Raw genomic sequence first — 22,433 nt, 5'->3', positions numbered from 1 at the left:
CTTTGGAATGAGACGCTGTTTGCTTGGTAACAACCATCGTATCAATCTATCGATCAGCCGCCTCCCTTTCTCCTCAAGCACTTACCACCGTCTTCTCCTCCATTGCAGGCTTAAGTAAGTGCCATTCTCGCTAGTGCTTGCCCGAGAGCGTACGGGGCGCAGCGTTTTACTGTCAGGATTCGCGAGAAGGAGGGTTTCACACATCCGGTGCTCTTGCGAGCACCGTGCTTTTGGGGCACCCATGAAATGGAACTGCACGCTGTGGACACTTAGGGTAGAGCGGTGAAAGCGTTTTCTTTGCTTCGTTTCTTTGTCGCTTTGGACAAAGAAATGACGCGCCGCCACGCGCAGTGGCTAATAGTGATAAAGAAAACATCCAACATAAAACCCGCGAAGGCCTGGAAAGCAGCAACCCAGCAGTGAACCAGATCGCTAACGCAGAACCCGTGCAACCCGGCATTGACCCCGAGTGCTAACGCACAAACCGCCCGATCACAAACAAAAACTAAGCGGCGTTTTGAGCAATAGCCATCGCAGGAGCGACAACAGCAAGTGGTGGCGACTGGCGCCGCCGTTCCCTTGTGGGCGCAGTCCCAAACGCATCGCGATAACTCTTACTAAAGTGGCATGCCGACTGAAAGCCACAAGCCATCGTGATATGCATGATCGACATGTCAGTCTGCAGCAGCAATTCCCGCGCGCGCCGCAACCGCAACGTCAAATAATAATGCGTCGGCGTCATGCCAAGATGCTCGCGAAACAGCCGCTGCAATTGCCGCTGCGACATCCCCGCCAGCCGCGCCAATTCCTCCCGCGACAACGGCTCTTCTATGTTGTTCTCCATCAGCGAGATCACTTCGAACAGTGACTTGTTCGCCGACCCCAGCCGCGCGACCAACGGCATGCGTTGCTGCGCATTAGTATCGCGAACATGCTCCACGATGAACTGCTCCGCAATCTGCGTGACCTTCGCTGACCCCACGCGCGTAGCGATCAGGTTCAACATCATGTCGAGTGGCGCAACACCTCCCGTGCATGTCACGCGATCCCGATCGATCACGAATAGTTCTTTGAGAAAGCGTGTTTCCGGAAATTCCTCTTTCAACGCCGACATGTTTTCCCAATGGATCGCACATGCATATCCAGCGAGCAAACCGGCGCGAGCCAACGCATAAGTTCCCGTGCACAGACTGCCGAGCACACTGCCAAGCCGGGCAAAACGGCGTAAGGCGGCCAGGTGCGCAGGCGTGGTTTCGCGCTGGACGTCGATGCCGCCGACCACGAACACAATATCCGGAAGCCCCACGCATTCGACCGGTCCGGTATCGACGGAGAGGCCATTGCTTGCCGCCACAGGACCACCGTCCGGGCTTACGATCGACCACGTGTACAACTTCTGCCCGGTCAGGTAGTTCGCCATGCGCAGCACTTCGATGGCGTTGGTGAACGCGATCATCGTGAAGTTAGGCAGCGGCATGAACGCGAAATGCGCCAGCGACGCGGTTCGGTCGGGGGACATGGAGGAAGGAATCCTTCGAATCTAGTGAGGCTATGTCGTGGGGACACGACTATGGACATTTTGTAGATGTTTGCAACATGCATGCCATCAGGCTAAACCCTATCGGCACTGAAGCTTACGGCCGCGTAAGCGCTTGGCGACGCACCGCGAAGGGGATCGAAACCTCATTGAGCACCGCACGTGAGCGGAAATTGTCCGCTGCGGTGCAGCATCGAATTTGCGTTTGAGCGTGGCGCGCGACGACTTGTGTAAAACGGACGTCGATGTCGGAAAAGGCCAAGAACACGTCTAAATTCATAAATTGGCGCGTGGGGTGAAAGTCAAGAATAGACGCATCGGAAAGCGGTTCCCAGTGCGGCTGCAAGTGTCTTTGCATAAGGGCCCACAAAGCAAACCGCCTTTCCAAAAACGACTTGTCCCCGAACCCACGGATGCTTCAATGTCAAATTCCTCGACCCGCCCCGCCGCCCCTTTCTTCGAAGAACCGCTTGCCACCCGCGACGCGCCCGTGCGCAGCGCCATCCTTAAAGAGCTCGAACGCCAGCAGTCGCAGATCGAACTGATCGCGTCGGAAAACATTGTCTCGCGCGCCGTTCTCGAAGCGCAGGGTTCAGTGCTGACGAACAAATACGCGGAGGGTTATCCGGGCAAGCGGTATTACGGCGGCTGCGAATTCGTCGATGAAATCGAAACGCTTGCGATCGATCGCGTGAAACGGATCTTCAACGCGAAGTTCGCCAACGTGCAGCCGCATTCCGGCGCGCAAGCGAACGGCGCCGTGATGCTCGCGCTGACGAAACCCGGCGATACCGTCCTCGGCATGTCGCTCGATGCAGGCGGTCACCTGACGCACGGCGCCAAGCCGGCGATGTCCGGCAAGTGGTTCAACGCAGTCCAGTACGGCGTGAACCGCGAGACCATGCTGATCGATTACGAGCAGATTGAAGAACTCGCGATGCAGCACAAGCCTACTTTGCTGATCGCCGGTTTCTCGGCGTATCCGCGGGAGCTGGACTTTGCGCGTCTGCGTGCGATCGCAGACAAAGCCGGTTCGAAGCTCATGGTCGACATGGCGCACATTGCGGGCGTGATCGCCGCAGGGCGGCATCAGAATCCGGTTGAGCACGCACATGTGGTCACGTCCACCACGCACAAGACGCTGCGCGGTCCGCGCGGCGGTTTTGTACTGACCAACGATGAAGACATCGCCAAGAAGATCAATTCAGCGGTGTTCCCGGGCCTCCAGGGCGGTCCGCTGATGCATGTGATCGCTGGTAAGGCCGTGGCTTTCGGCGAGGCGCTGCAGCCCGGTTTCAAGACTTACATCGATAACGTGCTGGCGAACGCGAAAGCGCTGGGCGAAGTGCTGAAGGCCGGCGGCGTCGATCTCGTGACCGGCGGCACGGACAACCATTTGCTGCTCGTCGACCTGCGCCCGAAGGGCTTGAAGGGCAACCAGGTCGAGCATGCGCTGGAACGCGCCGGGATTACTTGCAACAAGAATGGCATCCCGTTCGATCCGGAAAAGCCGACGGTCACCTCAGGTGTGCGCCTCGGCACGCCGGCCGGCACCACGCGTGGTTTTGGCGTGGCAGAGTTCCGTGATATCGGCCGCCTGATCGTGGAAGTGTTCGACGCCCTGCGCGACCACCCCGAAGGTCACGCGGAGACCGAACACCGCGTGCGCCGCGAAATCTTCGCACTGTGCGAACGCTTCCCTATTTATTGATCGCGTCCTCCTTTTCCGGAGCAAGAGATGAGCACACTTCACGACAGCAGCATCATCATCGATGGCCTGAACATCTCGAAGTTCGAGCCGTCGGTGTTCGAGGACATGAGAAAGGGCGGCGTGACCGCAGTGAACTGCACGGTATCGGTCTGGGAGAGCTTTCAGAAGACCGTGGACAACATTGCCGAAATGCGTCAAATGATCCGTGAGCACAGCGACATTCTCACGCTCGTACGCACGACGGACGACATTCGCCGGGCAAAGAAAGAGAACAAGACGGGCATCATTTTTGGTTTCCAGAACGCGCATGCGTTCGAAGACAACCTGGGTTATATCGAAACATTCAAGCAGCTTGGCGTGAACGTGGTGCAGCTTTGCTACAACACGCAGAACCTGGTGGGCACCGGTTGTTATGAGCGCGATGGCGGTCTCTCGGGCTTCGGCCGCGAAGTGATCCAGGAAATGAATCGCGTTGGCATCATGGTCGACCTGTCGCACGTGGGCGGCACGACGTCTTCCGAAGCCATCACCTTCTCGAAGAAGCCAGTGTGTTATTCGCATTGCTGCCCGTCTGGCCTGAAAGAACACCCGCGCAACAAGTCCGATGAGCAACTCAAGGAAATTGTTGATGCAGGCGGTTTCGTTGGCGTGACGATGTTCGCGCCGTTCCTGAAGCGCGGTCCGGATGCGACGGTCGAAGACTACCTTGAGGCGATCGAGTACGTGGTCGACCTGATCGGCGAAGACAACGTGGGCATTGGCACGGACTTCACGCAAGGCTATAGCACGGAATTCTTCGACTGGATCACGCATGACAAGGGTCGTTATCGTCAATTGACGAACTTCGGCAAGGTCGTGAATCCAGAAGGTATCCGAACCATTGGCGAATTCCCGAACCTGACCGCCGCGATGGAACGCGCGGGCTGGGGCGAGTCGCGCATCAAGAAAATCATGGGCGAGAACTGGGTGCGCGTGTTCGACAGCGTCTGGAACGTCTGATCCGGCTCACTCAATAAAATAGGAACTCACACGATGCAACCGCAACTGCCTATTGACGTCGATCCGGAAACTGGCGTCTGGACGACTGACTCGCTGCCCATGCTCTACGTGCCGCGTCATTTCTTCACGAACAATCATTTGGCCGTTGAAGAAGCGCTGGGCCGCGAAGTGTATGCGAAGAGCCTTTACACGGCGGGTCACAAGTCGGCGTATCACTGGTGCGATAAAGAAGCCAAGCAGCATGGCATCAGCGGCATGGCGGTGTTCGAACATTATCTGAAGCGCCTGTCGCAACGCGGCTGGGGTTTGTTCTCGATTGTTGCAAGCGACCCGGCGACCTCGACAGCCACCGTGCATCTGCATAACTCGTCATTCGTGCTCGCGCAGCCGGGCAAGGAAGGCAAGCTTTGCTACATGTTTGCCGGCTGGTTTTCCGGCGCAATGGACTGGGTCAACGACACGGCGCCCGAAGGCACCAAGAAAGGCCCGAAGTCATTTTCGGTTGAGACGCAATGCGCGGCTGAAGGGCATTCGCATTGCGTGTTTGAAGTGACACCGCTGGCAGCGTAGACGAGTAATAAAGCAGCGTAGTACATAGATAATTCCGAGGTCGACCGCGATGCGTTACCCCAACCTTTTCAAGCCTCTTACGCTGAACAAGCTGACCTTGCGCAATCGCATTGTCAGCACCGCGCACGCGGAGGTCTATGCGGAACCAGGCGGTTTGCCCGGTGATCGGTATATCCGTTATTACGAAGAAAAGGCCAAGGGCGGTGTGGGCCTCGCTGTATGCGGCGGCTCGAGCCCGGTATCTATCGATAGTCCGCAAGGTTGGTGGAAGTCGGTGAATCTCTCGACCGACAAGATCATTGATCCGCTCGCGCGTCTGGCCGAAGCCATGCACAAGCATGGCGCGAAGATCATGATCCAGGCGACCCACATGGGACGTCGTACCGCGTATCACGGCGAGCATTGGCCGCACTTGATGTCGCCGTCAGGCGTGCGTGAACCGGTGCATCGCGGCAACGCCAAGATCATTGAAGTAGAAGAAATCAAGCGCATCATTACCGACTTCGCCGCGGCGGCGAAGCGCATAAAAGATGCGGGCATGGACGGCGTCGAAATCTCGGCGGCGCATCAGCATTTGATCGACCAGTTCTGGAGTCCGCGCACGAATTTTCGTACCGATGAATGGGGCGGCTCGCTCGAAAACCGTCTTCGTTTTGGTAACGAAGTGCTCAAGGCCGTGCGTGAAGCGGTGGGTCCGGATTTCTGCGTCGGCCTGCGCATGTGTGGCGATGAGTTCCACGAAGACGGTCTCGATCACACGCAGCTGAAAGAGATTGCGCAGTCGATGTCGGAGTCGGGCTTGATCGACTACATCGGCGTGATCGGTTCCGGCGCGGACACGCACAATACGCTCGCGAACTGCATGCCGCCCATGGCGCTGCCGCCCGAGCCGTTCGTGCATCTTGCTGCGGGCATCAAGTCAGTGGTGAAGCTGCCGGTGATGCACGCGCAAAGTATTCGCGACGCAGGACAAGCCGAGCGCTTGCTGGAGTCGGGCATGATCGACCTGGTCGGCATGACGCGCGCGCAGATCGCCGATCCGCACATGGTCATCAAGATCCGCGATGGCCGCGAAGACGAGATCAAGCAGTGCGTCGGCGCAAATTATTGTATCGACCGGCAGTACAACGGTCTGGACGTGCTGTGCGTGCAGAACGCGGCGACATCGCGCGAAGAAACCATGCCGCACGTGATCGAAAAATCGCGTGGGCCGAAGCGCAAGGTCGTGGTGGTGGGTGCGGGTCCTGCGGGACTTGAAGCGGCACGGGTCGCGAAATCGCGGGGGCATGACGTCGTATTGTTCGAGAAGAACGAATACGTGGGCGGTCAGATCATGCTGGCGGCGAAGGCGCCGCAGCGCGAGCAGATGGCGGGCATCGTGCGCTGGTTCGACATGGAAACAAAGCGTCTTGGCGTCGATCGCCGGCTGGGTGTGGCCGCCGACGAAAAGATGATCATGGCTGAGAAGCCGGACATTATCGTGCTGGCTACGGGCGGATTGTCGTTCACGCAGCAAGTGCCGGCGTGGGGCGTTGAGGAAGGTCTTGCGGTGAGTTCGTGGGACATCCTTTCGGGCAAGGTCGAGCCGGGTAAGAACGTGCTGGTCTATGACGGCGTGAGCATGCAGGCAGGCGCGGGCGTGGCGGACTTCATGGCGAGCCGCGGATCGAACGTTGAAATCGTGACGCCGGACGTCAAGGTCTCGGACGATGTGGGCGGCACGACCTTCCCGATTTTCTATCGACGTCTGTATGCGCAAGGCGTGATCGCCACGCCGAACTACTGGCTCGACAAAGTGTATGAAGAAGACGGCAAGAAGATCGCTGTGATCCGCAACGAGTACACGGAAGAGCAGGAGGAGCGCGCGGTCGATCAGGTGGTGATCGAGAACGGTATCGTGCCCAATGACGAGCTCTACTGGAAGCTCAAGCCGGAGTCGTTGAATCGCGGCCAGATCGATGTGCACAAGCTCTTCGCTTCCGAACCGCAACCGTCCCTGAGTGAAGAACTGGGCAACGGCCGCTTCCTGCTGTTCCGCGTAGGCGACTGCATCTCCATGCACAACATTCACGGCGCGATCTACGACGCGCTGCGCCTCGTCAAGGACTTCTGATAATGAGCCCGGTGTTTGTCATTACCGCGTTGTTGTGGTTGTCGGTGGCGGGTCTGGCATTTGCACTGTTCAAGCGTGCAGCGTATTGGCGTGAAGGCCGCGCAACCGCTGCCGGTGCTTACGGCTGGGGCAACTTGCTGTCGATTCCGAAGCGCTATTTCGTCGATCTGCATCATGTGGTGGCACGCGATCCGTACATTGCGAAGACGCACGTGGCGACAGCCGGTGGTGCGATTGCTGCAATGGCGCTCGTGTTCCTCAACTACGGGCTGGCTATCTATTCACCGTGGCTCGACAAGCTGATTTTTCTAGCGGCGTTGATCATGCTCGTGGGCGCTGTATTTGTATGGCGTCGCCGGCATGGAGCGAAGGCGGTGCCGGCGCGTTTGTCGCGTGGTCCTTGGGATAGCCTGCCGTTGCTGCTGGGTTCGTTCGCCCTCGGACTTGTGTTGTTTATCGTATTGCCCGCTGCGGCCATGTCAGGTGCATTGGCGATCATCGTCGCGTTGCTGATTGCAGCAGGTGCGTTCACGATGACATTCGGCGCGGCCCGTGGCGGTCCGATGAAACACGCGATGGCAGGGTTGTTGCATCTCGCGTTTCATCCCCGGCAGGAGCGCTTCACTGGACGCAGCCACGAGCATGACGTCGTCCCACCGACCGCGCTCAAGATGCCCGTGCTCGACGCAAAGGAATATGGCGTTGGCAAGCCGGTTGAGTTTCGATGGAACCAGTTACTGAGTTTCGATGCCTGCGTGCAATGCGGCAAGTGCGAAGCGGCGTGTCCGGCGTTCGCGGCGGGTCAGCCGCTGAACCCGAAGAAGCTGATCCAGGATCTGGTGACCGGCATGGTCGGCGGAACCGATGCTGCGTATGCAGGCAGCCCGACGCCCGGCATCCCGCTCGGCAAGCATTCGGGCGCACCGTCGAAGCCGCTGATTTCCACGATGATCGAAGCGGACACGATCTGGTCCTGCACCACCTGCCGCGCGTGCGTTCAAGAGTGCCCGATGCTGATCGAGCATGTGGACGCTATCGTGGATATGCGTCGGAATCAGACGCTGGTCGAAGGCATCGTGCCGGGTAAGGGTCCCGAAACACTGGCCAACTTGCGCGAGACGGGTAGCGCGAATGGCTTCGATATCGGCGCGCGATACGACTGGGCCGTGGACCTGCAAGTGCAGGTCGCACAGCTGGGACGTCCGGTCGATGTGCTGCTGATTGCAGGCGAAGGTGCGTTCGACATGCGCTATCAGCGCTCCCTGCGCGCACTGGTCAAGGTGCTGAACAAGGCCGGTGTCGACTATGCGGTGCTCGGCGGCGTAGAAACGGATACCGGTGACACGGCACGTCGTCTCGGCGATGAAGCCACGTTCCAGCAACTGGCGACGCAACTTATCGCGACCCTTTCGCAGTATTCGTTCAAGAAGATTGTTACCGCCGATCCGCACGTGATGCATAGCCTGCGTAATGAATATCGCGCGTTGGGTGGTTTGTACGAAGTGCAGCATCACACGTCACTGATCGCTGAGCTGGTCGCCAGCGGCAAGCTCACGCCGGCCGCCGAAAGCGCGCTCGCCGCAGGCAAGACCGTCACGTATCACGACCCGTGCTATCTCGGCCGATACAACGGCGAGACGGAAGCGCCGCGCACCTTGCTTAAATCGATCGGCATCAAGGTCGTCGAGATGGAACGCAACGGCATGCGTGGCCGATGCTGCGGCGGTGGCGGCGGCGCGCCGCTCACGGACATCCCCGGCAAGCAGCGCATTCCCGACATCCGTATCAATGACGCCCGCGCGATCAACGCGGAGATTGTCGCGGTCGGATGCCCGAATTGCACGGCGATGCTGGAAGGCGTAGTAGGTACCCGGCCGGAAGTGCTGGACGTGGCTGAACTCGTTGCAGCGGCGCTGGAGTAAGCAATGAATACGATCAAACGAATTGATCCGCGCCGGCCGTTTTCCATCACGGCAGAAGGGCTCAAGCGCATTACGCTGGGTTTTATCGGCGTGGCGGGAGACGCTCAAACGGGCGCCTTGGGTGGGCATCGTGACCAGGCGAAGCCGCGCCGTACGACTTCAGCCGCGCAACGTTCCTTGCTCGTGGCCGCACACAGTGACCGCGGATCGCTGGATGACCACGCGCGCCAGACGCTTGCGGCAGCGGCGTTACTCGCGGACCCGGCAACGCAAGTCGTATTGCTTGTGCTTGGCGAATTGAAGGACGACGCGGCTGCGCTCGGCGCGGACAAAGTGATCGAGATGGCGTCATTCGATCGTCGCGCATTCGCCCCCGATGCCGCTCTGAACGCGCTCGCCGCGTGCGTTGCGGCGTACTCGCCCGCGCATGTTTTCCTCCCCGATAACGCAACCGGCGATGGCGATCTCGGTCGCCGATACGCGGCACAAGCGAAGGCATCAATGGCAGCGCATGTGGTCGAAATAGACGCTACGCACGTTGCGGTTTATGCCCAGGCGCGCAAGGCGTTTGCCGTGCGTTCGCTGCCCGATGTGATCCTGCTGGCCCCGAATGCCGTCGATGCAAGATTGCCGTTTGTCGGCGCGGGAGATCGTGTAGCGGCTGAGCAGTTTTTTGCTGAAAGCCATACGCTCGATGCGAGTCGCTACAAAGACCTGGGCATCGAAGAAATCGATGCTGCTCAAGTCGCGCTTGAGGAAGCGGATTTCATTGTGTCGGCGGGGAATGGCGTGACCGATGTTCCAGCGTTCGAGCGGCTTGCCAGCACGGTAGGCGCTGCAATTGGCGCAAGCCGGGTTGCAGTGGACGATGGCAAGTTCCCACGCGACAAACAGATCGGGGCAACGGGCAAGACGGTCGATGCCAGCATCTACATTGCGTTCGGTATCTCGGGCGCGGTGCAGCACTTGCAGGGCATCAAGGACTGCCGTCACGTGATTGCGGTGAACCTGGACGCGAGTGCGCCCATCGCAAAACGCGCGAACCTGACGATCATCGGCGACGCGCAGGAAACGATTGCAGCGCTGACCGATGCCGCCGCGGCTGCGCGAATCGCGCGTGCCAATCCGGGCTCGCTAACAGCGTCCGGAGGCAGCGCCGCGAGTGCAGCGAAGCTCGAAGGAGCGCTCGCATGAACAACGCTCCGACCACGAACCGCCTGAACAAGATCGCCGTCCTCGTCTCGGTCGGCCGTCACCCGGTGAGCGGAACGGCGCGCTACAGCCGCAATGACGCCGCCGCGCTGACCTTGGCCACGCGCCTCGCCGCCCAGCATCGAGCCACGCTCGACGTGTTGCACGCAGGCGATTCAACCAATCCCGCATTGCGAGAATATCTCGCGTTAGGCGCTGCGAAAGTGGAAGTGCTGGCCGTAGCCGCAGGCGATGAAATCGCCCCGGCGCTGACCGCGCGCTTGAAGGGTTACGACCTTGTATTGACCGGCACGCGCGCGGAAGGGACCGCCGACAGCGGCATGCTGCCGTACAAGCTCGCTGATTCACTGGGCTTCGCGCTGCTTGCATCGGCAGTGGATATCGACGTTGAAACCGATCACATCACCGTCCGGCAATTCCTGCCGAAAGGATTGCGTCGCCGCGTGCAGGCAAGCTTGCCTGCCGTCGTCGCCGTGCATCCCATGGCGAACGCCACGCCGCGATACGCGTACGCAAAGTTGCGCGAAGGCGCGGTCGAACCGGTGCTCGTGAGCGGCGCTGGCCCGGCAGAAAGCACCGCCTGGACGATCAAGCCCGCGACGGCCAAACCCGTGCGGCTCGCGGCGGCTGAAAAGCGTTCGGGCCATGCGCGCATGCTCTCGGCCACGACTACGGAAAGCCGGGGCGGCAGCGTCGTAATTGAAGGGACTTCCGTCGAAAAAGCACAAGTGATCCTGGCGTATTTGCGCGAGCATCAACTCGTCGATTACTGATTTGCGACACGAAAATTCCTGCACGATTCCCGCACGTTAAGGTCGGGCGGGGCACCAAAACACGGAGTACACGATGAAAGTTTCCGCAGACGTTCGCGCAATGATCGAACGCCGCAAGAAGGGTCACACGCTGGAAGCGCCGTTCTACGCGAGCGAGGAAATCCACGCACTGGACATGGATGCGATCTTCCGGCGGCACTGGATCCAGGTCGCGGTCGAGCCGGACGTGCCGGAAGCCGGCGACTACATGACGGTGGAACTCGGCAACGACTCCATCCTGATCGTGCGCGACGACGACATGCAGATCCGCGCGTTTCACAACGTATGCCGGCATCGCGGTGCGCGTTTGTGCAGCTCGGAGAAGGGCTCGCTAGGCAATATTGTGTGCCCGTATCACAGCTGGACTTACAACCTGAATGGCGACCTGATGTTCGCCGAACACATGGGCGAGCAGTTCGACAAGTGCAAGCACAGCCTCAAGAAGATCCATCTCGAGAATCTCGCGGGACTGATTTTTGTCTGTCTCGCCGAAACGCCGCCAGCGGACTTCGCTGTATTGCGCGCTTCAATGGAACCGTATTTGTTGCCGCACGGCCTGGCCGATTGCAAGGTGGCCGCCTCTATCGACATCATCGAAAAGGGCAACTGGAAGCTCACGATGGAGAACAATCGCGAGTGCTATCACTGCGTGGCGAACCATCCTGAACTGACCATCTCGCTGTACGAATATGGCTTCGGTTATCAGCGTTCCGCGGACAACGAAGAAGCCATGGCGGCCTTCGACAAGACCGTTGAAGAACGCACGCAGCAATGGGAAGCGATGAACCTGCCGTCGAAGGAAATCGACCGGCTGGCTGACCTGGTCAGCGGCTTCCGCACGCAGCGTTTGCCGCTCGATCGCAGCGGTGAATCGCAAACGATGGACGCCAAGGTGGCGTCGAAGAAATTGCTTGGCGGTTTTCAACAAGCCGATCTCGGCGGCCTCTCGTTCTGGACGCAACCGAATTCATGGCATCACTTCATGAGCGATCACATTGTGAGCTTCTCGGTGATCCCGCTGTCGGCGGGCGAGACGCTGGTTCGCACAAAATGGCTCGTGCATAAGGACGCGAAAGAAGGCATTGACTACAACGTCGACAACCTGACCGCCGTCTGGCGCGCGACGAACGACCAGGACCGTGCGCTGGTGGAATTCTCGCAACTCGGCGTGACGAGCAGCGCGTATGAACCGGGTCCGTATTCGCCGTTCACGGAAGGCCTCGTGGAGAAATTCTGCGAGTGGTACATAGGCCGGCTCGACGACTACGCGAGCACCCCGGATGAAGTGAACGCGAGCACGCACGGCGAGAAAGTCGTCTCGTTTAAACGCTAAGTTCAAGCGCTCACTCATCCAGCAAACAACGTCGCACTCAAAGCTACAGCGGAGAAACAGATGATGCGCGATCAGGCGACGTTCGAGCCTGCCCCAAACCGGGTGACTCAGCCGGAGTTCTGGGGCACGCTTCCCGCCCGTTGGGATAGCGATACCGACGAGACGCTCGTCTGCTGCCACGTTCGTCAGGAAACGCACGACGTGAAGAGCTTTTTCTTTCGTGCGCCAAATGAACGGACCTTCGTTTTCGAGCCGGGTCAGTTCATTACGCTCGAGCTGGAGATAGACGGGGAATCGATTAATCGCTGCTATACGATCTCCTCGCCGCCGACGCGTCCCCACACCATTTCCATTACGGTGAAGCGCGTGCCCGGTGGCAAGGTGTCGAACTGGCTGCACGACAATCTTCAGACAGGTGGCAAGGTTCGCGTGCTGGGACCGGCCGGCGAGTTCACGTGCGCGCGGCATCCGGCGCGCAAGTTCCTGTTTTTGTCGGCGGGATCGGGTGTCACGCCGTTGATGTCCATGAGCCGCGCGCATCACGAACTCGGCGAGGATCGCGACATCGTGTTCGTGCATAGCGCCCGCACGCCCGATGACATCATCTTCGCGCGCGAGCTCGACCTGATTGCGTCGAACCAGACGAACTTCCGCACGGCGTTCGTATGCGAACGAGTCGGCGCGCGGACGAACTGGCCGGGCGTGACGGGTTTCCTCACGCTGCCTTTGCTCAAGCTCGTCGCACCGGATTTTCTGGAGCGGGAAATCTTTACCTGCGGTCCCGCGCCGTACATGAAAGCGGTGCGCGATCTGTTGGCGGAAGGTGGCTTCGACACCACGCATTATCACGAGGAAAGCTTCTCCTTCGAGACGATTTCGGAAGTCGCGGCGCAACTGACGACGGCTCATGTCACCGATGCATTGCAATCGACTGAGGCATTTGCGGAGATGCGCGAAAGCGCGGTTGGCTTTGACCTCTCGCCTGAGATCGCCCCTGCACCGGTAGAGACCACGTTCAAGGTAAGTTTTGCCAAGAGCAATCGCGAGATCGAATGCGGCAGCACGCAGCATGTTCTGGATGCAGCCAAGAAATCGGGTGTGCGCTTGCCGGCATCGTGTACGCAAGGCATGTGCGGTACCTGCAAGGTCAAGCTGCTATCGGGTGAAGTCGAGATGAAGCATAACGGCGGTATTCGCCAGCGCGAGATCGATCAGGGCATGGTGCTGTTGTGCTGCAGCAAGCCGCTGACCGACCTTGTCGTCGATAAGTAGGGTATTCATCAGGGCCGGCGACGCACCCGGATTAAAGGAGGTCGCATCCAGACAACTGGGTGTCGAAAAATAACCAGTCGGCGTATTTCTGGCCGGTGATTCTAAAGCCTCAATGGTGAGGACCGCAAAGGGGAGTACGACAATGAGACTGATCAAAAAACTGCTTGTTTTAAGCACCTTAAGTGCTGCGCTGGCTGCAACCAGCGCGGGTGTAATTGCCGCCGACGCGAAACCGACCATCAAGATCGGTTACGTGGAAGGCTGGGACGACAGCGTCGCGACATCGAACGTGGCGGCTCAGATCATCGAGAAGAAGCTGGGCTATCCGGTGCAACTCGTACCGGTCGCGGCCGGCGTGATGTGGCAGGGCGTGGCGCGCGGCGACCTCGACGCTACGCTTTCAGCGTGGTTGCCGGTCACGCACGGCGCGTACTGGGAAAACTTCAAGACGAAGGTCGTCGATCTCGGCACCAACTTTCCTGACGCGAAGATTGGCCTGATCGTGCCGGAAAATGCCGACGTGACGAGCCTGACGGATCTGGAAGCGAAGAAAGACGAATTCGGTGGCCGCATTGTCGGCATCGATGCTGGTGCGGGCGTGATGTCGAAGACGAGTGAAGCGATCAAGGCATACGGTCTGGACTACACGTTGATGCCGAGTTCGGGCAGCGCGATGACGGCGGAACTGGCGCGTTCGGAAAACGCCAAGAAGCCGATCATTGTGACGGGCTGGAAACCGCACTGGATGTTCGCGAAGTACAAGCTGAAATTCCTGGAAGATCCGAAGAAGGTGTTCGGTGAAGCCGAGCACGTGGACAGCGTGATCAATCCGGGCCTGGAGACCAAGGCGCCTACCGTGGTTGCTTTCCTGAAGAAGTTCCAATGGAAACCGGGCGAAATCGACAGCGTGATGCTCGCCACCACGAACGGCGCGAAGCCGGCCGCTGCTGCGGACGCGTGGGTGAGCGCACATGGCGATCGTGTGTCTAGCTGGACGGCAAATTAAAGGTCTCTTGCCAATGCTTTAGCTTCAACGAAACAACGCCGCTTTTTAGCGGCGTTGTTTTATTTTAGAGCCTCTTTTATGAGGCTCTATTTCAAGGGCCAATTACAGCACCACGGTCCGGTCGCCGTTGATAAACACGCGCCGTTCAATGAAGGCCTTCACCGCACGCGCAAGCGTGATGCATTCCACATCGCGCCCGGTCGCCAGCAGTCGCTCCGGTTTGTACGAGTGATCCACGCGCTCGACCACTTGCTCGATGATCGGACCTTCGTCGAGGTCATCGGTCACGAAGTGAGCCGTTGCACCGATCAGCTTCACGCCACGCGTATGCGCCTGGTGATAAGGTTTTGCGCCTTTGAATCCGGGCAAGAACGAGTGATGGATATTGATCGCACGCGCGGCCAGTTTGCGGCTCGTCTCGCCTGACAATATCTGCATGTAGCGCGCGAGAATCATCAACTCAGCGCCGGACGACTCGAACAAATCGAGCAGTTGCGCTTCCTGTTGCGGCTTGGTGTCTGCAGTGATCGGAAGATGGTGGAACGGCAGGCCGTGCTGCACGGCAAGCGGTTCGAAATCGCGATGGTTCGAGCCGATCCCGACAATGTCCATCTTCAGCTCGCCCATGCGCCAGCGGAACAACAGGTCCGCGAGACAGTGTTCGAGTTTCGACACCATGATCAGCACCTTCGGCCGCGCAGCCACGTTGTGGATCGCCCACGTCATGGAGAAACGCTCGGCAATAGGCGTGAATTCCTGCTGCAACGCGGCGATCTGCAGCGTTTCATCGTGGTCCACGCCGTGGAAAACACAGCGTACGAAGAAGCGCTGGCTGAGGTCGTCGTCGAAGACGGTGAGTTCATCGACGTAACACTGGTGCCGGTCAAGGAAGCCGACCACGGCGGCGACTTGTCCTGCCGCACTGGGGCAAGCTACCGTGAGCACGAGTTGATGAGAAAGAGTTTCAGTATCGATGCTGCCGGCCATGCGGTTCTCCACTATGCGAATGGCAGCGCCGCGAACGCAGCGCGCATACGTTGCAGTAGAACAAATTGCATGGGGCGGCGGCTAGAAGCTAAACGCCGTGACGCTGGTATCGGAGCGTCAGGTGAGGGCCTGGCTGAATTCAGGCGGCCACGCCGCATTCAGCCAGCAGCCAGTCGCGAAACGCACAGACGGTCAAAGTCTGCGCGCGTGGTGCATTCAAAAGATAGCCGCCGCCGGTCGTGACCGGCGTGTCGAACAACTGGATCAGTTGACCGCTTGCAACGAGTTCATCGACCAGCGGTTCCCAGCCAAGCGCCACGCCCTGACCCATGATTGCCGCGTGCGCAACAAAGCCATAGCTATTGAACGTGATGCCGCGATGCGCAGGCGGCGCTGCCAGTCCATGCGCCGCGAACCAGCCATGCCACGACAGCCAGCGCTCCGGATTCGTCGGCTCCAGGTGCAGCAGCGGCAGGCTAACGAGGTCCGACGGGGCACCGGGTTTGCCATGTCGCGCGAGGAACGCAGGGCTGCATACGGGCGTGACCCGCTCGGGAAATAGTTTGACCGTTCCACGTCCGGCCCAGTCGGTTGCCGCATCGCCGAAACCGATCACGATATCCGCATGATCGTGATCAGCGGCGAGCACGTCCTGCGCCGTGGTGATCCTGACGTCCACATCGGGCATCAGCGCCTTGAATTGCGAGAGGCGCGGCATCAGCCAATACGTCGCGAAGCCGAAGTCCGTGAGGAGCTTGAGCGAGCGTTGCGCTGGAGTCGCGTGCCGCGCCCGGATGTCGTTGGTGGCAACGCGGATGGTGTCGAGGCTCTGGCGTACGGCTTCGAACAGGCGCACGCCGTCCTCGGTAAGCGTCACGCCCCGGTGCCCGCGCTCGAATAGAGCGGCGCCGAGGTTTTCTTCGAGTTGCACCACGCGCTGGCTGACCGCCGGCTGCGTGGAGCCCAGCTCGCGGGCGGCCGCGGTGAAGCTGGCGAGACGCGCGGCGGACTCGAACATCGACAGCGCCTGCATAGGCGGCAAACGATCCTGTCTCGACATAAGTCCCCCTTATGAGCTCATAACGTTTTGCTCTCTTCACAGCGGCTAAATGAACGGCAATAGTGATGTGCGGCAGGGATCGTCCACCGCACGACGCCCGTGCCCCGTCACCTTCCTGATTCTATTCGAGCCTTGCCCCGATGCTTAAACGCAAACCAAATATCCTTATTCTGATGGCTGATCAAATGACCCCGTTCGCGTTGTCGGCGTACGGCCATCACGTAACGAAAACGCCGAACATGGACGCGCTCGCGGCCCGTGGCGTGGTCTTCGACTCAGCGTATTGCGCGAGTCCGCTCTGCGCGCCGTCGCGCTTTTCATTCTTGTCGGGCAAATTGCCCTCGGCAATAGGCGCCTACGATAACGCCGCCGAATTTCCCTCGCAAACATTAACGTTCGCCCACTACCTGCGCGCGGACGGGTATCGGACGATCCTCTCGGGGAAGATGCACTTTTGCGGCCCGGATCAATTGCACGGTTTCGAGGAACGCCTGACCACCGACATCTATCCTGCGGATTTTGGCTGGACGCCGAACTGGGACGACTTCGAGACGCGCCCGAGCTGGTATCACAACATGAGTTCCGTGATCGACGCGGGGCCCTGCGTGCGCACCAATCAACTCGACTTCGACGACGAAGTGACCTACACCACGCGCCAGAAGTTATTCGACATCGCGCGTGAGCGGCAAGCCGGGAAAGATGACCGGCCGTTTTGCGTGGTGGCGTCGCTTACGCATCCGCATGATCCGTACGCGATCCCGCAGAAATACTGGGACATGTACCGCGACGAAGACATTGAAATGCCGGCGTACCGCGACACGCTGGACGCAGCCGATCCGCATTCGAAGCGCCTGCGTTATGTGTGCGAGACCGACAAGACGCCGCCGACGGACCAGCAGATCCGCAACGCCCGCCACGCGTATTACGGTGCGATTTCTTACGTCGATGCGCAATTCGGCGCGATCCTCGAAGCGCTCGATCAAGCAGGAATGGCCGACGACACCATCGTGATCGTGACATCCGATCATGGCGAGATGCTCGGCGAGCGTGGCCTTTGGTACAAGATGACGTTCTTCGAGGGCGGCTGCCGCGTGCCGTTGATCGTGCACGCGCCGGGCCAATTCAAGGCGGCGCACGTGAGCGCTTCCGTCTCGCATCTCGACTTGCTGCCGACGCTCGTGGAACTGGGCCGTGACGCGCCGCGATCCACATGGCCCGATACGCTCGATGGCCGCAGCCTCGTGCCGCATCTGCGCGGCGAGCCGCAGGCACACGATGAAGCTATTGGCGAGTACCTGGCCGAAGGTGCAATCGCGCCGATCGTGATGCTGCGCCGCGGCGACTTCAAGTTCATCCACACGCCCTCGGACCCCGACCAGCTTTACAACGTGACAGCCGATCCACTCGAACGCACCAACCTCGCGATGCTGCCGGAACACGCAGCAAGGGTCGCGGCTTCGCGTGAGGAGATCGCGGCGCGATGGGATCTCGACGCGTTGCGCGAAGAGGTTGTGCAGAGCCAGCGGCGCCGGCAATTTCATTTCGAAGCGACCACGCAAGGCCGTATTGAATCATGGGACTGGCAGCCATCGGTCGATGCCAGCCAACGTTATATGCGCAATCACATCGACCTCGACACGCTCGAAGCCATGGCGCGTTTTCCCGCAGTCACGCGCTAAAGCACACGCTGCTCGATCGAGATCAGAACAACACTACCCACAGGAAGCCAACATGAAAAAGCCCTTAAAACACGCTCTATTCTGCATTGCGGCACTCTGCGCGTCCAATGGGCCGGTGGTCGCGGCCGAGCCTCAAAGCTGCCAGCAGGTGAAGATGGCCGACCCGGGCTGGACCGACATCGATGCCACCAACGCCATGGCCGGCGTTGTGCTGAAAGCGCTCGGCTACAAGCAGAGCGTCTCGAACCTGTCGGTGCCGATCACGTATCAGGGCTTGAAGAAAGGTCAGGTCGATGCGTTCCTGGGTAACTGGATGCCCGCGCAAGGGCCGATGGTCAAACCGTTCGTCGATGAGAAATCGATCGACGTGGTTCATCCGAACCTGACCAACGCGAAGTTCACGCTGGCCGTGCCTGACTACGTGGCTGCAGCGGGCGTGCATACCTTCGCTGACTTGCAGAAGAACATGGACAAGTTCGACGGCAAGATCTACGGCATTGAACCGGGCGCGCCGGCGAATCAGAACATCAAGAAGATGATCGATGAGAAGGCCTTCGGACTGAATGGCTGGAGGCTGGTGGAGTCGAGTGAGACCGGCATGTTGACGCAAGTCGAACGCTCCGTGCGCGACAAGAAATGGATCGTGTTCCTTGCCTGGGAGCCGCACCTGATGAACACGAAGTTCCATCTCACCTACCTCGATGGCGGCGATAAATACTTCGGCGCGAACTTCGGCGGCGCAACGGTCAACACAGTCGCGCGAGCGGGTTACACGAGCGAATGCCCGAACGTGGGACGTCTCTTGAAGCAGATGACGTTTAACGTTGATTTGGAGAACGGCATCATCACCGATGTGCTTCAAAACAAGACTAACGTCGATGCCGCTGCTGCAGCGGCGCTCAAACGCAACCCCGATCTCGTGAAGGGCTGGCTCGACGGCGTTACCACAACTACGGGCGCAAATGGGTGGCAGGCTGTGCAAACCGCGCTCGGTTCCAAATAACAACGCTGGGTCGCAACTGGACAGATTTACGTCGCAAGAGGTCGAGCTTCAGCAAATATGGCCTCTTACTTTTGCAAGACTGGTGCATGTGTCTGAATTCCAAATGCATGCATCAGTGTCCATGCGTCTGATCACTGTAGTACGCCGGTCTCTGCAATTAAAAATTCGAGCGAGAAGCGTTGCGCGATGCGAATCCATCGCCGGAGCAGCGCGGACTTTGCTCGGTCCAACGAAACGTGCAAAAGCGGGTATCAGGGAGAATCAACGATGAAGAAGCGAAATGCCGTGAAGCTGGCGGCCCTGGCGTTGAGCGCAGGTGCCGTCTCTGCGCCTGCCTTGGTTCACGCGCAAAGCAGCGTGACGCTGTACGGCATCCTCGACGCCGGCATAACCTACGTCAACAACACGGGTGGCTCGCACGTCATCAAATTCGATGACGGCGTCTCCTACGGCAACCGGATCGGTTTCAAGGGCACGGAAGATCTGGGTGGCGGAATGAAGGCGATCTTCGCGCTCGAGTCCGGCTTTCATCTCGGCAGTGGCCAATACGCTTTTGGCGGTGCGGAGTTCGGCCGTCAGGCATACGTGGGCTTGCAGAACCAGTGGGGCACGATCTCCGCGGGTAACCAGCTCGACCTGACGAACGAGTTCATGGAGGGATACAACATCTCCTCGTTCGGCAGCGGCTACGCCATTCACCAGGGCGACTTCGACCGCATGAACGGCGACCGCTTGCCGAACTCGATCAAGTACATGTCGCCCGATATCAGCGGCCTCACTTTCGGCGGTTTGTATTCGTTCGGCAACGTGGCGGGCGACTTCCACGAGAAGAGCGCGTACAGCTTGGGTGCGCACTACGCACACGGCGACTTCACGGTGGGTACGGCGTATACGCGCTTGAACAATCCGAATGGAATCTACGCGTTCGACCCGTACGCGATGATCGGTACGAAGACGTTCCTTGGCCAGACCGTCGCAACGGTGAACCCCGGGACCGGCGCTGTGACCGATTTGTTCAGCAGTACCGCGTTTAACGTCGACAGTCAGGCAACCTTCGGCATTGGCACGTCGTATGCGCTGGGCAACTTGATGCTGCTGGGTAACTACACGTACACCACGATCAAGGGTTTTGGACAGTCATCGCACATGCATGTGGGTGAAGGCGGCGCCTCGTATAACTTCACGCCTTCGTTGATCCTGTACGGCGGTTATCAGTTCACGGCGTTTGAAGGCCACAAGTGGAACATGGGCTCGCTCGGGCTGCACTACTTGTTGTCCAAGCGTACCGATGTCTATCTGTCGGGCGACTACCTCAGGGCATCGAATGGCGTGAACGCGGTGATCGGCTATAGCTTTACGCCGTCGACGTCGAGCACCCAAAGCGATGTTCGTATTGGTATCCGCCACTCGTTCTAAGCGTGCTGAGGCGGCGAGCTCAGTTAGTTTGCTGCGACGGCGTCCACAACGGGCGCCGTCGCGCGCGGTGAATTACGGTCCTGACGCGGGCTTGAGCCGAACCTTGTGCGGTAGGTGCGTGAGAAGTGCGAGGGCGATTCGAAGCCGCAAGCCACGCAGACGGTCGTAATGGACATGTCGGTTTGTTGTAGTAATTCGCGGGCGCGTGCAAGGCGCAGTCCCAGATAGAAGTGGGTGGGTGTGTCTTTCATTACCGAGCAGAACAGGCGTTCCAGCTGACGTCGTGTCACGCCGATTTCCTCTGCCAGTGCATCTGGCGACAGAGGTTCTTCCATGTGTTGTTCCATCACGCCGATCACCTGGATCAGCTTGCGATTATGGATGCCGTAGCGCGCTGCGATCTGCATGCGCTGGTGGTCCGAGCGTTGGCGGATGCGGCCGAGCACGAATTGCTCGGAGACTTGGGCGGCGAGTTCGGCGCCGTGGCGGCGTCCGATCAGGTCGAGCATGAGGTCGATGGAAGCCGTGCCTCCGGCGCAGGTGATCCGCCGCGCATCGATTTCGAATAGCTCCTGGCTGACCGCGAGTGACGGATAGCGTTCCTGGAACGCCGATGCCGCTTCCCAGTGCAGTGTCACGCGCTCGTGTTTGAGGAGGCCTGCTTCGGCCAGCACGAAACTGCCTGTATCGATACCCCCTAGCGTTGCGCCTTTGCGATCCAAGCGCCTGAGCCAGTCGCGCATGTCGCAGGAGTATTGGCTTAGCGGGTTGAAGCCTGCGACTACTATGACATTGGTCGCTTCGGTAACGTTGGCGAGGGCGCTTTCTGCGTTGAGCGAGATGCCGTTGCTGGCGCAGACTGGGCCGCCGTCGAGGCTCAGGATGTGCCAGCGATAGAGTGCACCTCTGAAACGATTGGCGACGCGTAGCGGCTCGATTGCCGACATGAAGCCGATGGACGAAAACTCGGGCAGCAGCAGGAAGTGGAAGTCTTCGATGTCGGGCATTACGGAGTGGGGGCGATTTGCAATCGGACTAGCACGCTAACAAGCTGAAATTGCGGGCGCAATGGGGCCGAATCCTAGGGGGAAGGTTTTCGTTGGCACTCGGGGCGAGGAGGGGTATAGGGTTGGGTGGGTTCTGCGTTAGCGATCTGGTTCACTGCTGGGTTGCTGCTTTCCAGGTCTTCGCGGGTTTTATGTTGGCTGTTTTCTTTATCACTATTAGCCACTGCGCGTGGCGGCGCGTCATTTCTTTGTCCAAAGCGACAAAGAAACGAAGCAAAGAAAACGCTTTCACCGCTCTACCCTAAGTGTCCACAGCGTGCAGTTCCATTTCATGGGTGCCCCAAAAGCACGGTGCTCGCAAGAGCTTAAGATGTGTGAACCCCTCCTTCTCGCGAATCCTGACAGTAAAACGCTTCGCCCCGTACGCTCTCGGGCTAGCACTAGCGACTGAACCTGCCCAAGGAGCGCCCCGCGCTATCCGCGGAAAACCAACCTCCGAATTTGTACGCATGTCGAACCATTTTTTAAACCACCCAGAAATGGATCTGCAGAATGCTTAAAGCATAACCCGGCAAATAACATTGCAAACTGATAGCTAACCTGCGAAGCACCACAGCGGCAAATACGCGTGAGGCCGTGCGGGTTTCTATGGCAAGGGTGCTAGCCCGAATGGCACTTACTTAAGCCTGCAATGGAGGAGAAGACGGTGGTAAGTGCTTGAGGAGAAAGGGAGGCGGCTGATCGATAGATTGATACGATGGTTGTTACCAAGCAAACAGCGTCTCATTCCAAAG

17 protein-coding genes are annotated in these 22,433 nt (G+C 59.3%); 13 read left to right on the top strand and 4 right to left on the bottom strand.

Annotation, left to right across the window (positions count from 1 at the left end; all coding sequences use genetic code 11):
- Positions 1 to 505: 505 nt before the first annotated feature.
- Entirely contained in the window at positions 506 to 1,519 is a 1,014-nt protein-coding gene (locus tag ACMX25_RS39490) for a GlxA family transcriptional regulator (RefSeq protein ID WP_414955257.1), read from the bottom strand.
- Positions 1,520 to 1,958: 439 nt separating this feature from the next.
- Here ACMX25_RS39490 and ACMX25_RS39485 point away from each other — a divergent pair, with 439 nt between their 5' ends.
- The 10 genes from ACMX25_RS39485 (at position 1,959) to ACMX25_RS39440 (ending at position 14,487) form a co-directional block, all read left to right on the top strand.
- Complete coding sequence (locus tag ACMX25_RS39485) at positions 1,959 to 3,248, top strand: serine hydroxymethyltransferase (RefSeq protein WP_414955256.1); 1,290 nt, start codon at positions 1,959 to 1,961, stop codon at positions 3,246 to 3,248.
- A gap of 27 nt (positions 3,249 to 3,275) precedes the next feature.
- The gene (locus ACMX25_RS39480; RefSeq protein WP_414955255.1) at positions 3,276 to 4,247 is read left to right on the top strand and encodes a dipeptidase; all 972 of its coding nucleotides are present in this window, start codon (positions 3,276 to 3,278) and stop codon (positions 4,245 to 4,247) included.
- A gap of 33 nt (positions 4,248 to 4,280) precedes the next feature.
- The gene (locus tag ACMX25_RS39475; protein WP_414955254.1) at positions 4,281 to 4,817 is read left to right on the top strand and encodes a DUF5943 domain-containing protein; all 537 of its coding nucleotides are present in this window, start codon (positions 4,281 to 4,283) and stop codon (positions 4,815 to 4,817) included.
- A 49-nt stretch (positions 4,818 to 4,866) separates the two neighbouring features.
- Positions 4,867 to 6,930 (top strand): oxidoreductase, encoded by a 2,064-nt coding sequence (locus ACMX25_RS39470; RefSeq protein ID WP_414955253.1) that lies wholly within the window; start codon positions 4,867 to 4,869, stop codon positions 6,928 to 6,930.
- Positions 6,931 to 6,932: 2 nt separating this feature from the next.
- Entirely contained in the window at positions 6,933 to 8,852 is a 1,920-nt protein-coding gene (locus ACMX25_RS39465; RefSeq protein WP_414955252.1) for a (Fe-S)-binding protein, read from the top strand.
- 3 nt (positions 8,853 to 8,855) lie between these two features.
- Complete coding sequence (locus ACMX25_RS39460; RefSeq protein WP_414955251.1) at positions 8,856 to 10,046, top strand: electron transfer flavoprotein subunit alpha/FixB family protein; 1,191 nt, start codon at positions 8,856 to 8,858, stop codon at positions 10,044 to 10,046.
- On the top strand, positions 10,043 to 10,837 hold the full coding sequence (locus ACMX25_RS39455) for an electron transfer flavoprotein subunit beta/FixA family protein (protein WP_414955250.1): 795 nt from the start codon (positions 10,043 to 10,045) through the stop codon (positions 10,835 to 10,837). Before ACMX25_RS39460 ends, ACMX25_RS39455 begins: the two co-directional genes overlap by 4 nt.
- 73 nt (positions 10,838 to 10,910) lie before the next feature.
- Positions 10,911 to 12,209 carry an aromatic ring-hydroxylating oxygenase subunit alpha gene (locus ACMX25_RS39450; RefSeq protein WP_414955249.1) on the top strand — a complete coding sequence of 433 codons (1,299 nt, stop codon included), beginning with the start codon at positions 10,911 to 10,913 and terminating at the stop codon, positions 12,207 to 12,209.
- Between the two features lie 60 nt (positions 12,210 to 12,269).
- Positions 12,270 to 13,481 carry an FAD-binding oxidoreductase gene (locus tag ACMX25_RS39445; protein WP_414955248.1) on the top strand — a complete coding sequence of 404 codons (1,212 nt, stop codon included), beginning with the start codon at positions 12,270 to 12,272 and terminating at the stop codon, positions 13,479 to 13,481.
- A gap of 142 nt (positions 13,482 to 13,623) precedes the next feature.
- On the top strand, positions 13,624 to 14,487 hold the full coding sequence (locus ACMX25_RS39440) for a glycine betaine ABC transporter substrate-binding protein (RefSeq protein ID WP_414955247.1): 864 nt from the start codon (positions 13,624 to 13,626) through the stop codon (positions 14,485 to 14,487).
- 102 nt (positions 14,488 to 14,589) lie between these two features.
- Here ACMX25_RS39440 and purU read toward each other — a convergent pair whose 3' ends face one another.
- Both purU and ACMX25_RS39430 read right to left on the bottom strand, forming a co-directional pair.
- The gene (purU, locus tag ACMX25_RS39435; RefSeq protein WP_414955246.1) at positions 14,590 to 15,474 is read right to left on the bottom strand and encodes a formyltetrahydrofolate deformylase; all 885 of its coding nucleotides are present in this window, start codon (positions 15,472 to 15,474) and stop codon (positions 14,590 to 14,592) included.
- 139 nt (positions 15,475 to 15,613) lie between these two features.
- Positions 15,614 to 16,534, bottom strand: coding sequence for a choline sulfate utilization transcriptional regulator (locus ACMX25_RS39430; RefSeq protein ID WP_414955245.1), 921 nt, complete (start codon positions 16,532 to 16,534; stop codon positions 15,614 to 15,616).
- Between the two features lie 140 nt (positions 16,535 to 16,674).
- Here ACMX25_RS39430 and betC point away from each other — a divergent pair, with 140 nt between their 5' ends.
- From betC to ACMX25_RS39415, 3 genes are all read left to right on the top strand, one after another.
- Positions 16,675 to 18,213 carry a choline-sulfatase gene (gene betC / locus ACMX25_RS39425; RefSeq protein WP_414955244.1) on the top strand — a complete coding sequence of 513 codons (1,539 nt, stop codon included), beginning with the start codon at positions 16,675 to 16,677 and terminating at the stop codon, positions 18,211 to 18,213.
- 52 nt (positions 18,214 to 18,265) lie between these two features.
- Positions 18,266 to 19,216 (top strand): choline ABC transporter substrate-binding protein, encoded by a 951-nt coding sequence (gene choX, locus ACMX25_RS39420; RefSeq protein ID WP_414955243.1) that lies wholly within the window; start codon positions 18,266 to 18,268, stop codon positions 19,214 to 19,216.
- Between the two features lie 267 nt (positions 19,217 to 19,483).
- Positions 19,484 to 20,632 (top strand): porin, encoded by a 1,149-nt coding sequence (locus tag ACMX25_RS39415; protein ID WP_414955242.1) that lies wholly within the window; start codon positions 19,484 to 19,486, stop codon positions 20,630 to 20,632.
- A gap of 23 nt (positions 20,633 to 20,655) precedes the next feature.
- Here the strand turns inward: ACMX25_RS39415 and ACMX25_RS39410 are convergent, their stop codons facing one another.
- Positions 20,656 to 21,639, bottom strand: a complete 984-nt coding sequence (locus ACMX25_RS39410; protein WP_414955241.1) for a GlxA family transcriptional regulator — start codon at positions 21,637 to 21,639, stop codon at positions 20,656 to 20,658.
- Between the last annotated feature and the right edge of the window lie 794 nt (positions 21,640 to 22,433).

The sequence above is a fragment of the Caballeronia eucalypticola genome, assembly GCF_047608185.1.
Classification (GTDB): domain Bacteria; phylum Pseudomonadota; class Gammaproteobacteria; order Burkholderiales; family Burkholderiaceae; genus Caballeronia.
The sequence above is the reverse complement of the archived record's forward strand: the minus strand, read 5'-3'. Positions and strand labels throughout refer to the sequence as shown.